Raw genomic sequence first — 15,156 nt, 5'->3', positions numbered from 1 at the left:
ATTTTGAAAGTGCAAGTGCAATGGCAGATGAATTTTCAGCAATATTCAAAACTATCGGAAAACGGTCTGATGAAATAAAAGACACAATGAAGCTTGGTGGTGCATTAGATTCTAAAATGCGACAAGTTGTTGAAATGTTTAAAAACCGATTGGAAGATTACAAACATCCTGAAGATGATGCCGAAAAAGAAAAATTTGAGATTTTGGATATCGAGTATAAGGAAGCCATTAATATTCGAGATAAAGTTTCTTACTTTTTTCAACGTGTGGACGATAAGTTACAGCAGTTGATTGATAAATTTATTTTTGCAAGTGCTCAACTAAACCATCTACAGGATAACTTTAGAAATCAATCCCGCTTTAGGCTCAATGTAAAGCGTTTTTTAAGATTTACGCTTAATGAGGCTTACTATGACAAGGATGGCCCAAAACTACCTGGGTATTTTCCTAGAAAGACGCTACCTAAAGAAACTTTTAGATTCAGATGGGTTAGATACAAAGATTCTTTTAGCAAACCTGTAAATAAGGTTATCCCATCACAAATTGATACCACATATCAAAGAAAAGAAACGGTAAAAATCGAAAAAGAAATAGAACGACAACAGAATACCGCCAAACTCACAAGGTTTTATAAGGATTTATTGAAACGCAATAAAGAACTTGATTTTACCGAACATTTTTATAAGATATTGAGGGAAAAAAATGATACTGAAATTGCGTTAAACGTAGGTTACGAACTTTTTGAGTATGCCAATGGGCTTTCTGAATATTCCGTTGAAATATCAAAAGAAATGCCCGAGAATTATGAACAGAACAACATTATTGTATGGAAAATGAAAATCACATCGGCACAATAGATAATTCATATAAATATTTGCAAAAAGAAGAGTTTCAACGGCATTTTGCCGATTTGAATATTGAACTTTTACGTGGCGGCCACATACAAGATGATAACTATTATCTTTTCGACCTTTTAAGAAAGTTCACTAGTGAATTGAACCATTATTACACATCACTCTATAACTTGGAATTATCGAAGGAAACCAAAGACAACATCACATTTTATTATTTGGATTTTATTGGCGAATCTAAAGGAAAGCTAAGTCCAACGGCACGAAACAAAGAGTTGTCAGAAAACCAAACAATCGTAGGCATAATGTTATTAAGTATGTACTACGACCGTTATTTTGAAAAACCTAAGAACATCGTTTTTGAAGATATCAAAAGAGAAATAACTGACGGCGAACATAGCTCACTTTACAAAACTCTTTTATTCAAGGAAGAACGCGACAGCTATTCTGAATCAGAATGGGGCAGAGTCATCAAAATGCTAAAAAGTACAATCAGGGATTTTGAAAAAATGGGATGGGTAAAAAGGTTTAACTCAGAAAACTCTGGGGAAATCGCTTTCACAATCAAGGAATCCATATACAGATTTCAGAAATTATACGAAAATGAAATAGCCAATTTTGAAACCTTTGTTAATGATTACAGAAAACAAAAAGAATAATGAATTACCCAAGAATATATTCGCTTTCAACGGTTGGTGTGATTAAGCACTATAATCAAGATTATTTGTTGCACAATGTAAGGACAGATTTTACAGGCAGTAATGGCATAGGCAAATCTATCATCGCGGATTTAATACAGCTCATATTCATTACGGATAAGGACAAAATTGTATTTGGTACCGATAGTTTGAAAAAAGATAAGAGACTAATTTCCACGTTGCCGTATCATACATCCGATGCTTATGTTTTTATGAACATCGAATTTAAAAAAGACCAGTTCATTACTATTGGTGTAAATATACCAAATAAAAAAAGTCGCCCGCTCAAATCCTTCTGGGCACTCAACAAAGCCTATAAAATTGAAGACAACATAGATATAAGCGAACTGGTAATCCCAAAGCAAAAATTGCTGACTTTCAAAGATTTTATAAAAAACGATGAGATACCAGATATTGAGAAGTTAATGGTAAATCTAAGAGAAGATAAGGGCGTTTACCTGAAGCATTTTACGTTCAAAGAGCAAAAACTGGACTTCTATAAGTTTCTATACGATAAAAAAATAATGCCCATAAACCTTGCGAATGAGGACAACCTTAAAACATTTGCCAAAATCATTCAATCATTTTCAAAAGCCAAAACGCTGGATACCGATAACGACAGCAGCCTAAAGGATTTTCTTTTTGAAAATGATAATGAGTTATTCCAAAATCAATATGAAACGCATAAAAAGGATTTAGAGAAACTAATCAGCGACTACAAAGTTCTTGATAATTTGATAATTGAGCTCAATAGAAAACAGAAGGACTTAACAAATTTAAAAGTCCTTGAAGAAAAATTGAACGAACATAAGCTCACATATTTTACCCTAAAATATTGCGATTCAAAACAAGAACGCTTTCGTATTGAAAAAGTCAAAAAATACCTCGAAGAAAAATTGGGTGCAGACCGAAAGAGATTTGATACACTCAAAAAATCTTTAAAGGAAGAAAATAAAGAAGCGTTAAAAATAACCAAGAAATTAGAAAACTCTAATCTTCTGCTCGGAAAAATGCTTGAATATGAAGAGATTGTTGAAGAAATGTCTGACTTAAATAAAGAAGTCACTACCTTATCTAAAATTCAGATTCCGAAGTTAAAGAATGAGACAAAATATTCAGTAACTGTAAATATTGAGGATTACCACACAAGCGAAATCAAAAGACGAATAGACCATTTCACACCTATTTATTTACAATACGCCTCACTTTCAGAAATTTATAAAAAAATAGAAAAACAAAGTAATGCTATCGCCAAAGCAAAAAATGACTTCGCTGAAAAAACATCTGCAATAAAAAACACCATCGAGCTGCTTTCACTTAACAAAAAAGACAGCTTATTTTCAAAATTGCTAAACGAGGGAAATGAACTGACTGAAGGACAAGAAACCATACTTTTCAACCTTCTTTCAACTGCCCTAACAAAAAAACCAAATGATATAAGCAGCGGAACGTTAGTAGTTGAAAATACTACAGTACTCAACACTAAAAATATCGAATACGATAAGGTTAATAACGGATATTGGTTTAAAACAGGTCAGCTTTCTCAATTTGTCCAAAAAACAAAGTCCAAAAGAATGTTCCAAGATAAGGAAACGTTAGTTGCTGCGGCTAAACATAAGAAAGATGAATTACGAGAAGAACTTGAGCATATTAATCTGAAGCTAAGCAATATTGAAGCTTTTGAAAAAGGACAGCCGTATGAGGAAAACATTGTAAATGATTATTTGAAAAAAGCTGATGATAAGATTAAAGATTACTCTGCATTTAATGAATTAAAATTATGTGCTGGCATTATTCAAAACCTCTCAAAAAAATTAAAAAGCCTAAATAACAGCATTGAGGAAAAAGAAAAGAATCTGGCTAAGATTACCCTTAAAAAATCACTTGGAATTACTCAAAACAATATTTCAGATAAAGTTATAGAACAGAACAATGCAATACAATTTCTCAAAGAAACACAATCTACTCTCACAACTAAAATTTTAAAGGATTCTACTGAACAGCAAATGCTGGAAAAATACATTCCCAGACAGGAAGGGGATTTGGAAAAAACTAAAACAGAATTTGAAAGCGCAACATCTACGTTACAATCTGATTTAGATAAGCTAAAAAAACATTATCCAGATTTTGATATTGAAAGTTTAAAAAAATCTGAGACTAATCAGAACGACTTAAATAGTTTAGAAGAAAAGTACTCTAAAGCCAACGTTAATTTTGTAACTGATTATAGAAGTACTGTTAGAAGCTATCCCGATATTGAAGAAGATGTTGAAATCAAGGAACAACTTGAAAACAGTATGTTTTCCTTTAAAGTTTTAGAGCGAATTTTATTGGGCGCTTCGGTTGGGTATCTGGACAATATCCCTGAGAGCCTTAACGAATCCAACCGGCAACGTTTCTCGATGATGGATAGCATATATGAAGCTATGCTCAAAATCTTTAAGCACACACGAGGCAGGTACGACCACTATGAAACTACCATAGCAGATTTGAACACTTTTTTTAAGGGTAAAAAAATTGGTGGGAAATATTATTTTCAAATAAAATTTAAACCGCTTCAGAGTTTCAGCATAGATTGGGTCAATGCTTTACAATCATCATCACAAAAAGTGTATCAAGAGGGGCAATTGCCTTTTGGGAATTCGGTAGAACAGTTTGTTGAGGATTTTTTTCAAAAAGCAACGAATTATTCTGAACGTATTAAAATGGCCGACCTACTTAACCCCAAATCTTATTTTGAACTCGATACAAAGTTTACAGACAACAATAATGTTGAGAAACCAGGAAGTACTGGCGAAAGCTATGCTGCAATAGTTTTACTCGGAATAGGAAGATTATCCATAGTCGAAGAGAAAAAGAGACCTGGCATACGCTTCTTGATACTTGAAGAAATATCAAATTTAGACAGAACCAACTTTAATGCGTTCCCTGACATAGCTAAAGAGTTTGGATATCAAATAATTACAATGACACCAAAACCCTATGGCTCTGATAGTACCGATGGTTGGTATTTATACCATTTAATCGAAGGAAAGGACAACCCAGAAATTAACTATCCAACACCAAATAGTTTTTTCAAAACCAACGAAAACAAAGAAGACCTTAAAACTTATTTAGAAAGCACTAATAATTGATATGAACTGGACTGTCCTAAAATCTCTAAATGAAATATATCTTTCTGGCAAAACCAAAAATAAAGCCTCGCTTAAAAAGGATGCTGAAATTGAGCATTTATTAAATACAAGAGAATTAATTTCTCTTGGTAAAAATGTAAACAAAGGACGTGGTTTTGATGACTATTACGAGAAACACCATCTGCAAGATTTTAAAGATTACTTCACATTTTTAGAAGAAAATGAATTGATAAAGCCGCAATTGAGATTTGCAGAAGAGGATATTAAAATCCTGATGGATATAAAGACAAGGATGGATAGTGGCGAGCTATTGGAAATAAGAGCTCAGATGATTGAATATGAAGAATCCATTAGAGGTGTATCCTCAATGTTCTTCAAAAATGAAAAATACCTTTTGGGCAAAAACGCCTTAATCGATGCTGTAAAATATGTTTTGAACATATCTGAATTAGCAGATGACAAAGACCAACAATACATCTATGCCTTAAAGTGCAACAAACCAAAATGTATTGTGCTTTGCGAAAATCTCGATTTTCTCAAAAGACCAACAAGACCTCGAAAATACAATATTGAACTTTGGTATGCAGGTGGGCGAAATATTTCAAAATTGATTTTTTCAGAAACAAGAGACCTACCTATATATTATTCTTGCGATTGGGATTATGACGGTTTGGATATTTTTCAAGATGTAAAAGAGATTTTTCCACAGATAAAATTACTTACACCCAATGCACAATCCAAAGACATTGTGAAATCTGAACATAATAGTCTATGGAAAACGCCTCAGAAAGCTTCCATTCTTTCCGGCTTGAATTTTACAGATTATAGTCTAAATCAGCAAACTATCATCAAGACTCTTATTGAACAGAACCATTGGATTACAGAAGAAGACAATGATTTAATTGAAATGGTTGAGACTGTCTAGAAACATTTATATAATTACCCATTAATCCTAATTTCTTAACTTGGAATTGGAATGTTCAAAGAAGTTGCTTAATTTCTAAAGGACTTATACATCAAAATCACTTCTGAGATTAATTGTAAAACAATAGCCTTCAAACTCTTTGTCAACTCTAAAAATATATCTTTCATAACGCTAATGATTTTGGATGGATTGCAAAATGGATAATGCGACAAAATGGATATTTTCGTCATTTGAAATAAAGTTGCCTTCATCTTTATTGCTCAAAAAACCCAATTCCAATAGTAAAGAAGGGCAAAAGTCAACTGTTCCCCGAATCACTTGAAAGTTCGTAAACTTTACACCTCTACTTTCATAACCTATGGTTTTACATAACGCCTTTTCAATTTGATAGCCGATGAGAACAGATTCTTTAGAAAATTCGCCTTGTTTCTTTGAGGTATAAATTTCGATCCCCCTGGCATTTGGATCATCGGAATGATTGCTATGCAAGGAAACAAACAAATCAGTTTTTAGGGCTTTAGCCATTTTGATCCTATCCGACAAAGAAATTAGCGTATCACTATATCTTGTCAAATAGATATCAATTGGATTTTTAGACCATTTATTTAGCCTCAAAATTTCGTTCGCAATATTCAACACCACATCTTTCTCCTGAATACCATTTATTCCAACGGCACCGGAATCTTTTCCACCGTGTCCCACATCAATTACAATTATTTTTTGGATAGGAATTTCCTGCCCAAAAATGAAGCACATTTTTAAGAGTAAAATCACAAAACTGACGTTTTTAAACACCTTCTTCATTTTTACTTTTCGGGTTATCAACAACTTACTATCCAAAATTCATAGAATTTGATGTCAAATAAAACCATCCGAATTCATTTGAGTTTAAATAATATTTTATTCACAATTATTTGATTATCAGTTATTTAAAAACAAATATATGTACTTTTCTTATAACGAAAATGAATCAAAAATTTAAAATTTTCCGTTATGAAAAAATCAATCTACCTAGTAACTTTTCTTTCATTGCTCTCCTCGTCACTTTTCGCTCAAATTGGAGGCATTGAAAATTCTGTCGATGATGTGTCCAATACCATTCGAACCATTTTCCCCATTATTCTGGGGGTAATTTTCCTCATTGGTTTTCTTTTTAATGCAGGACATTTCTTTGGAGAGAATGCTGATCTTAAAAAGGGTATCACCCGGGTACTGGTCTTTGTGCTTATTGCAGGGGCAGTTGTGGGAATCTTTACCTATCTAATCTCAATCGTTGTATAATGAAAAAATTTGAGGTCTATAAAAACATCAGGAAAAGGGCGGTCATTTTTGGGCTACCTATTTCCCTGTTCGCATTGATGATGATTTCCATTATCGCTTCGCTTCTGGTCATCATCTTCTCTTTCAGTTTTACGATAATTATTTGTGCCATGGTATTCAATGCAGCACTCTATATTTCATTGACTCAGATAACCAACAATCCACAAATCTTACAAACGGCAAAAGCCTTCCCAGAAATTATCAGCAACAAACAAAACTCAGGCTTTTATTATGGACAAGATTAATCTTTCAAAATATCGCCCCATTGCAGATATTCAAGACAATATCATTTTTGCCACAAACGGCAATGTGGTCTTATGTTATGAAGTAATACTCCCGGAGATCTATTCCCTATCTGAAAAGGATTTTGAAGAAATCCACGGAAGCTGGTTTCAGGCATTAAAATCCCTTCCAGTTGGCACGGTAGTTCACAAACAGGATATCTATTTAAAAAAGGTCTATTGTTCGGATAAACTACCGAATAAAACTTTTTTGGAAAAAGCTACGCATGATCATTTCCAGGGAATGGAATATATGAAACACCGCTGCTATCTATTCTTTATCCTGACTAAAAACAAGGCTTTGAACAATCCAAAGTTTGTAAATCCTTTCCGCAAAGTTACCAAGGGTATTGCACGAAAACTGGACGATAATATAAACAGCTTTATAGGTTCGGTTAACGATTCAGTTTCGTTTATCAATAATAGCAGAAAAATCGAAATTATTCCGCTTGAAGCAAATGGAATTAATGAGCTGACCAGCGGGTATTTCAATGGCTTTAACGAAGGTTTTGATACCGATATTCTGTTGGAAAAGTCAAACGTCAATATAGGAGAAAATTATTTTGATGCCCTGGCCATCAATAGCGAACTGTGCTTTGGCGAAAGTGTACAGAGTAGCAAAACCAATGAGAAATTCACTTCAGACGATTTTGTGTTTCATCAGGGGTTTATTGATGGTTTAGGGCTTACGTTGAAAGAAAACCATATTGTCAACCAGATCCTGTATCTGGACGATAAACAAAAATGGCGCAAGCTGCTCGACAAGAAGGTCGAGGAACTGAACAAGAGTTCCAATTTTGGCTCTCAGAATAAAGTGGTTCTGGGAAAAATCCAGCATATCCTTGACCAGATCAATGCCGATGATAATGCCCGGATTATTCGTGGTCATTTGAATATCGTGTATTGGGACCGGGAAGACGCGAAACTAGATAGAATAGCTTCTAAAATAAAAACGGAGTTTAAAGAACTCGATATCATCCCCTACTATCCGCGTGGCGAGGAACGTAAGAATTATATACTAAACAGTTACTGCTGCTTTTCATCTAATTTTTCCAACGAAGATTTATATGTAACCGATTTAAAACATGCGATTTGCCTATTCATTAACAATACCAATTACAAATCAGATGCGACCGGAATCATATTTAACGACCGGGAACATAACATTCCTGTTCTTAAAGATGTTTGGGATGAAAGTAAGAAACGCATTAAAGCAAGAAACTTTGCCATTTTCGCCCCGACTGGCGAAGGCAAATCCTTTTTGGCTAACAACATCCTACGTCAATACTTTGAAAGTGGGGTTCGCCTGGTCATCATTGATTTGGGAGGTTCTTATACCAAATTTGCCAAACTTTATCCTGGACAATATACCGTGCTCAGATATGAGAGCGGAAAGAATTTGGGTATTAACCCATTTTACATCAGCAATACAAATGACCTGACACCGGAACGACTGGAAGATCTATCGGTATTTCTGTTCGAGCTCTTTACTTCCGATCTGAAAGTCACCAAAGCACAATCAGTTTCAGTCAAAAAGATACTACGCTATTATTACGATAGCACTTCAGAAGATCACTCGTTGGATGGTTTCTATCATTTTATCGAGCAGAATCAAAACGACCTTCTGGATACCCTTAAAATTCATCCTGACTATTTCAATATTACCAACTTCCTCCACATTATGTCGGAGTATGTCGGCAATGGTTTATATAGTTTTCTCTTTGAGGTAAGCGAAGACCAGACTTATAAAATCGAGGACAAGCGATTGATTGTTTTTGAACTCGATGAAGTAAAGGATAATAAGGAAATCCTATCCGTGATGTTGAAACTGATAAAGTCAGCTATACAACGAACAATTTGGAAGAACCGTGCCGAAAAAGGCATCATCCTATTCGACGAATTTGCCAAGCAGCTGAAGTTTGAAAACGTACTGGAAAGTGTGGAATTCTACTACCAGGCTATTCGGAAACAGAACGGGGCGATTGGAATCATTCTTCAATCCATCAATCAGCTCCCCCAAAACGCTACATCCGCCAGCATATTGGAAAATACGCAAGTGATCTATAGCCTAAACAACGAAAAGGGATATGCAGAATTGGTCAGGCGACTCAACCTATCAAGCCACGATCTCAATCAGTTGAAATCTATTAAGAACAACCTTACCGGTTCACGCAAGTACACTGAAATGTTTATCAAGATTGGTAAGGAAAGTAACATTTTCCGGCTTGAAGTTCCCAAGGAAGTTTTCGCCGCCTATCTCACAGACGGGCAAGAAAACGACGCTATAATGAAGCTCTATAAGCGACATCAAAATATGGAAAAAGCAATCACGGAATATTCATCTAAAAATTAGAAATCATGAGAACTAAATTTCAAATCTTAGTAGGGGTAATGATGATTACCCTCTTACTGCCCGGCCGGGCTGTGGCCCAGGGAATGCCGGTCTATGATAACACCAACTTTGTAAGTCTGGTTAAGCAACTATTGGAGTCTGGAAAACAAACTGCTAATCTTCTGAAAACCGTAAACTTTTTGAAGCAACAAAAAGAAAGTTTAGAAAAAGTAAATAATGTGGTGCGGCAATTAAAAGCGGTTCGAGAAATAAGTCGTAACAATCAGCGTCTTATTGCGGTGATGCAAAGCGATTTACGCGATATTCTTAATTCCCCCTACATCAAACCAGAGGAAGTGCAAAGAATATCAGAATCGTTCAGTGCTATTGTAGATAATTCATTGGACACAATGGATTTCATAGACGAGATCCTATCCAGTGACTATCTCAAAATGAGTGATGCAGACCGTGCCGAAATACTAAAGCAGAAAGAGCTGGAGTCCAGAGAAATGGTCTCCAATATTACTACAAAAACAAGGCGCTATCGGGATATCATTTCCTTCCGAAAGATGCAGGATAAAATCAATAACCGCGAAACAGCATATTAAAAATGACCGCGACAATTCTTTTAGGAATCGGACTGGAATATATCGATACGGTTTTCCAGACTATCCAGAACAGCAGCTTCTCGCAATATACCATTGCCGGAATGAAAACACTTGCAGTGTTGTTCTTTCTAGTCAATATCCTTAAAAAATACAACGAAGGCGTGGCAGATAAGGATGGTTACACCTGGGGCTTAAGTCCAGGGGAATTAGCCAAAAACTTTGCAGTGGTTCTCCTTGTCATTTTCTCCACACAAATCCTTGGTTTTTTTGATAGTATCCTGGTTTCCATAGAAGCCCAATATCGCGGCACCGCGCCTGCCCTGTTGCCTTTACAAATGCAGGATATTCCCATTGAAGAAGATGTTAACCTAATGGATGCCGCAAAAAATGCAATGACATTGCTTTATGAGGCACTGGTCACACCCCTTTACGGATTTAAAATATTTGCATTTATCATTGGTATTATTCTATGGATTTTAGACCTATTCATTTACCCATTATTTCTGGCTGAGCGCTTCTTTCTTTTAGGCATAATGCAGGCCTTCTTTCCATTGGTCATCAGCCTTGCCGTTTTTGAAAAATTCCGATCCATGGCTTACAACTTTTTCAGATTGTATGCCGGAGTCTATATGCTTGTCCCAGCCTTTTTCCTGGTAAATATTTTCGTTAATGCGATATATACGGAGATCAACACCAACTTTTGGACGAACCTGTTTGGGACAGATTTAGGCAGTGGCTTTTTTGCCCCTGTTGTACAGCTGGGTTCGGTGGGTTTTATCGTATTTCTAAAATTCAAACTCTATCGGCGCGCTATTTCATTTACACTAAGACTTTTTACACAATGAAAACACCTTATAAAAACATATACACCGTGCTTAGGATCAACCGATTTATCGTTTTGGCTGTGGTTATCTGTGCAACACTCTCCAGCTTCTTTTCAGTTTGGATGGTATTCAACATCAATAACAAGGCAATGAACAACGCATTTGCGATTAATACAGATGGTTCCGTAATTCCTTTGAAGCTCATAGCCCAGAAAGAAAATTTCAGGGTAGAAGCCCTTGCCCATTTAGAATTGTTCCATAGGTATTTCTATAATATCGATGCAAGTAACTACGAGACGAACTTGGAAAAAGCGCTTTGGCTAGGCAATAGTTCCGTGGACAATCTCTATAGACAAAAGAAAGCTGATGGAGTTTATAATCGATTACTTCAATATTCGCTGGTACAGAAAGTTTTAAGTATCAATTCCCAACTTGAAGAAAAGGATGGAGCTTACTCTTTTAGAACAATTACCATTTTTGAAATTAACCGGGGGTCAATTGTAGATACCTATGAAATGGTATCTACAGGAAAGCTCATTAGCGTCAACCGTAATTTCCCCAACAACCCACACGGGCTGCTTATTACCGATTATTTTGAAAACACTTTAAAGAAAATATCTGCTGAAAATTGAAAGCCCATAACCTGGCCGACGGCAGGCGGGTGGGCACTTAAAATCCAATCTTATGAAAATTGAAAAAAATAAAATCGTGTTTGCCTCCGTCCTTCTGGTAGTTGTGATATTCATTGTTTCCTATTCCTTGATAGTCATTGGCGGTAATGAAGACGAAAATGAAGTTCTTAGACAAACCTTGGTGCCTGAGCTTGACGTGGAACAGAAGGAATATGACTCAAAACTGGATGCCATCAATGATTTAAAGGAAGTACGGGAAACCAATGCACCGAGTATCTATGATGAAAAATTGATAGACTCCCTCGGTTTCTACGACCCTGATTTACCCGAAAAGGAGAAAGAGCACATTGTGGACAGTATATATAAAGCTGGCAGAATACAGTATTCTGAAAAGACGTATCAAAATATAGGCGTAAAGAAGGTGGCTGAGTCCGTGATCCAGAAAAAAGATTCCGCTGAAATAAAAGCCGGACAAAAGATGGAAGCTAAAGAATTAGGTCTGGAACATCAACTGTTCTTCGCTTCAGCTCCAGCTAAAAATGAAAAATTGATTAGTGCCAAGACAGATGCTATTATATTTGCTGTGGTCGATGGTGAGCAAGTGGTCAAGATTAATTCCCGACTACGAATGAGGTTAAGCGAACCAGCAACTATTAACGGTAAAATAATTCCTAAGAATACGCCCGTTTTTGGATTCATCAGTTTTCAGCCTAATCGTGCACTTATTGAAATAGAGAATATTAACCACCACCCCACCAGATTAAAAGCCTTTGATCTTCAGGATGGAACCGAGGGAATTTATGTGGAAAATAGTTTTCGGGAGGAAGCTATAAGCGAAGTCCTGGATGACCTCATACAGGATATCAATATCCCAAGCGTTCCCCAGATAGGTGGTGTAACCAAAGTACTCCAACGACAGAATCGGAATGTAAAAGTAACGGTCCTGAACAATTACAAATTAATTCTAAAACCAAAATTATGAGTCCATAAAGGGCATTTAAAAATTTACTCCTATGAAAAAGTACATCATCATTTCGACTCTTATTTTTGCTTTTGCTCCCCTACTTTCTTCGGGACAGATAAACGCAAAAACACCCCTAAGTTTAGATACCATTTACGCCAATGATCAAAAGAATGTCGCCTTATTTTTCCCGGAACCTATCCGGCAAGGCATAACGGGGTCAGACAATTTTGTATTTACTTATAATCGCGAAAAAGAACAGTACTTTGGATTGCTTCAGGCCAAACCGGGAGATGAAAGTAACTTACTAGTAATCAATAGAGATGGCTCAGTTTTTTCGTATATTGTAAGGTATAAAAAACAGCTTTCGAAGCTGAATTATTTTATCCAAAACACCAGTAGTATTGGTAATGAGAAGCCTTTAGTTGCGGCACCTACAAGTATCGATTCTCTGGATAAAAAGATTGATAATAAAGCGCATTCTTATAAGAAATTCTGTAGTTATTTAATTAACCGAAAGCAGAAGATAGGAACGATAAAAAAGCGAAATGAAGGCATCGTATTACGTGTTGAAAATATCGTTTTTGATAAGGATGAACTCTACTTCTTTATAGAGATTAAAAACAAATCTTCTTTAGACTATGATCTAAATTTCCTGAATCTATCAGTTGAAACAAAACAAAAAGGTAAAAAGAAATCATTACAGAAGCTATATAAAGCACCGGTATTCAAATATAATATGCCTTCCAGAATCAAGGAAGGTGAAACCGCAAGATTGGTATATGTCGTTCCCAAATTCTCTTTAAGTGACGACCGAAGAGCTGTTCTTGAATTGAATGAAAAGAACGGGGAACGAAAGGTTAAACTTAAAATATCGCATAGATTTATTAATCATCCTAATTGAATTGTTATGAAAAAAATGCTCATTTATTCACTCCTAATTTTATTCTTTTCCTGTGCGGAAAATAATAATCATTCCCCGGCTGAAACGGCAAAAATTGTTGCCGAGAGTTTTTATCATGGTGATGAGGCTACCCTGAAAAAATACACTACTGCAGAAGGCTATGCACACCTGGCCAGCATTCAGTCAATGTTTATTGAAGACAAGAACTCAGAAGCCGACTTCAAAGTTGTAGACAAGGCTATAGAAGACGATGTGGCCTGGATAAAATACTCGACTTCTTACGACTCTCAGCCTGGTATTTTCAAGTTAGTGCAAAATGATGGCCAATGGAAGGTTACGCATAATGGGCCGAAGGATAAAGGACCGTTCTGATTTCTATTAGACCAATAAAATTTATCCTTTCTTTGCAGATATTTCATTAGTATTGGCTTTTTTTTTATGACACCATCCGAACGCTATGTAGCCAGTTTATGCCAAAAATCCTTCCTTCCTTTTTGGAGTTTCCCAAATCCTATAGGTAAAAAGAATAAAGAGTTATGTGATGTTTTGGTTGTTTGCGGTAATTATGTTTTAATAATTTCTGTAAAGGATATCAGAATGTCTAACCATTCTGATGAAAACGTTAGATATGAGCGTTGGATAAAAAAAGCTATTGAAGATTCTGCAAAACAAATCTATGGTGCTGAACGTTATCTAAAAACTGTCAATGAAGTTTATGCCAAAAACAGAACAAACAAAATTTCCTTACCACCAAAAAACGAAAGGATAATATTTAGGATTGCGATTGCTTTTGGAAGCGACAACACAATCCCCTTACCTTATGGCGATTTTAGTCAAGGCTATGTTCACGTTTTTGATGAGGAATCAACCTCAATTCTTTTAAGCGAACTTGACACCATTACAGATTTCACAAAATATCTTTCTGAGAAAGTGCAGTTTCTAAAAGAAAAATATTTCTCTATGCCTAAAGAATCTGATTTTCTTGCTTTTTATATCCAAACTGGTCTTGATATAGATGAAAAAGTGGATTCGATAGTATCTGAAGGTGGCTTGTGGGATTCTTATATTGAATCTGATGAATATGCAGAATGGCAAGAATTATTACCACAAAGCAATATTTGGGATTATATGATTACCCAATTACACCATTATCACATTTCTGAGGAAACAACAGATGAGCGTAGGAATGATTTTGAGGATGCCGTAAGAGAGATCAATCAAGAATCCCGTATTAATAGAATTGAACTAGGTGGTATTCTGGATAATGCCATTCAAAGAAAACTAAGTGCTAGAATGCTAAGACCTTTGAAGGATGCAAAACATTGTTACACATTTATGCCCTTAACTTCCAAGAACTGGGAAGGCAAAGAAAAAGAGTTAGAACTTAGATGTATTGTAGCCAGAATGGAAAATCCAAATGTTGAAAGAGTTATCGGTATTGCTTTTGGAAATAATGGAGATGGACAAGATGTCTATGATATTTGCGCTCACTATATTCCGGAAATAAGTGAAGAATTCATTGCACTTGCCAAGGAAGTTCGAGACGAATTAGGCCATTTTAAAAAGCCAACTATCTCAAATAGTAAGGAATACAGGAAGGAAGATTTTAAAGGATTTGGCCTTTAATAGTAATTCTTCTTTTTATGCAGGATTAACTTTGTTAATTTTATTGGCCAAACCAACCAT

Annotated in this window: 15 protein-coding genes; 13 read left to right on the top strand and 2 right to left on the bottom strand. The window is 35.6% G+C overall.

Going from position 1 to position 15,156, the window contains the following annotated elements:
- Positions 1-20 precede the first annotated feature (20 nt).
- Genes RE431_RS13515 through RE431_RS13500 form a run of 4 tightly spaced genes read left to right on the top strand, consistent with a single transcriptional unit; the run spans position 21 to position 5,608 of the window.
- Complete coding sequence (locus tag RE431_RS13515) at positions 21-857, top strand: hypothetical protein (protein ID WP_309562519.1); 837 nt, start codon at positions 21-23, stop codon at positions 855-857.
- The gene (locus RE431_RS13510; RefSeq protein WP_309562518.1) at positions 827-1,510 is read left to right on the top strand and encodes a chromosome partition protein MukE; all 684 of its coding nucleotides are present in this window, start codon (positions 827-829) and stop codon (positions 1,508-1,510) included. Before RE431_RS13515 ends, RE431_RS13510 begins: the two co-directional genes overlap by 31 nt.
- Entirely contained in the window at positions 1,510-4,683 is a 3,174-nt protein-coding gene (locus tag RE431_RS13505) for a rhoptry family protein (RefSeq protein WP_309562517.1), read from the top strand. Before RE431_RS13510 ends, RE431_RS13505 begins: the two co-directional genes overlap by 1 nt.
- A 1-nt stretch (position 4,684) precedes the next feature.
- A complete protein-coding gene (locus tag RE431_RS13500) occupies positions 4,685-5,608 on the top strand; it encodes a hypothetical protein (protein WP_309562516.1) in 924 nt (307 codons plus the stop codon).
- A 171-nt stretch (positions 5,609-5,779) separates the two neighbouring features.
- On the opposite strand, the gene RE431_RS13495 is transcribed toward RE431_RS13500, so the two are convergent.
- On the bottom strand, positions 5,780-6,412 hold the full coding sequence (locus tag RE431_RS13495; RefSeq protein ID WP_309562515.1) for an N-acetylmuramoyl-L-alanine amidase family protein: 633 nt from the start codon (positions 6,410-6,412) through the stop codon (positions 5,780-5,782).
- A gap of 189 nt (positions 6,413-6,601) precedes the next feature.
- Here RE431_RS13495 and RE431_RS13490 point away from each other — a divergent pair, with 189 nt between their 5' ends.
- Positions 6,602-6,889, top strand: a complete 288-nt coding sequence (locus tag RE431_RS13490) for a hypothetical protein (protein WP_309562514.1) — start codon at positions 6,602-6,604, stop codon at positions 6,887-6,889.
- A 16-nt stretch (positions 6,890-6,905) separates the two neighbouring features.
- Here RE431_RS13490 and RE431_RS13485 read toward each other — a convergent pair whose 3' ends face one another.
- A complete protein-coding gene (locus RE431_RS13485; RefSeq protein ID WP_309562513.1) occupies positions 6,906-7,040 on the bottom strand; it encodes a hypothetical protein in 135 nt (44 codons plus the stop codon).
- Positions 7,041-7,159: 119 nt separating this feature from the next.
- Between RE431_RS13485 and RE431_RS13480 the strand changes: the two genes are divergently transcribed.
- The 8 genes from RE431_RS13480 (at position 7,160) to RE431_RS13445 (ending at position 15,096) form a co-directional block, all read left to right on the top strand.
- On the top strand, positions 7,160-9,562 hold the full coding sequence (locus RE431_RS13480; RefSeq protein WP_309562512.1) for a TraG family conjugative transposon ATPase: 2,403 nt from the start codon (positions 7,160-7,162) through the stop codon (positions 9,560-9,562).
- 5 nt (positions 9,563-9,567) lie between these two features.
- Entirely contained in the window at positions 9,568-10,149 is a 582-nt protein-coding gene (locus RE431_RS13475; protein ID WP_309562511.1) for a TrbJ/VirB5 family protein, read from the top strand.
- A 2-nt stretch (positions 10,150-10,151) separates the two neighbouring features.
- A complete protein-coding gene (locus RE431_RS13470; RefSeq protein ID WP_309562510.1) occupies positions 10,152-10,994 on the top strand; it encodes a hypothetical protein in 843 nt (280 codons plus the stop codon).
- Positions 10,991-11,605: a conjugal transfer protein TraK gene (locus RE431_RS13465; RefSeq protein ID WP_309562509.1), complete on the top strand. Its 615-nt coding sequence runs from the start codon at positions 10,991-10,993 to the stop codon at positions 11,603-11,605. The genes RE431_RS13470 and RE431_RS13465 overlap by 4 nt, the downstream gene beginning before the upstream one ends.
- A 52-nt stretch (positions 11,606-11,657) precedes the next feature.
- Positions 11,658-12,587: a conjugative transposon protein TraM gene (traM, locus tag RE431_RS13460; RefSeq protein ID WP_309562508.1), complete on the top strand. Its 930-nt coding sequence runs from the start codon at positions 11,658-11,660 to the stop codon at positions 12,585-12,587.
- Positions 12,588-12,618: 31 nt separating this feature from the next.
- Positions 12,619-13,470 carry a DUF4138 domain-containing protein gene (locus tag RE431_RS13455; protein WP_309562507.1) on the top strand — a complete coding sequence of 284 codons (852 nt, stop codon included), beginning with the start codon at positions 12,619-12,621 and terminating at the stop codon, positions 13,468-13,470.
- A gap of 6 nt (positions 13,471-13,476) precedes the next feature.
- Positions 13,477-13,842 (top strand): nuclear transport factor 2 family protein, encoded by a 366-nt coding sequence (locus tag RE431_RS13450; RefSeq protein WP_309562506.1) that lies wholly within the window; start codon positions 13,477-13,479, stop codon positions 13,840-13,842.
- A gap of 66 nt (positions 13,843-13,908) precedes the next feature.
- Positions 13,909-15,096, top strand: a complete 1,188-nt coding sequence (locus RE431_RS13445; RefSeq protein WP_309562505.1) for a hypothetical protein — start codon at positions 13,909-13,911, stop codon at positions 15,094-15,096.
- Positions 15,097-15,156 lie beyond the last annotated feature (60 nt).

The organism is Christiangramia sediminicola, from assembly GCF_031344135.1.
Classification (GTDB): Bacteria; Bacteroidota; Bacteroidia; order Flavobacteriales; family Flavobacteriaceae; genus Christiangramia; species Christiangramia sediminicola.
Note: the sequence above shows the minus strand (reverse complement) of the source record. Positions and strands in the feature narration are given on the sequence as shown.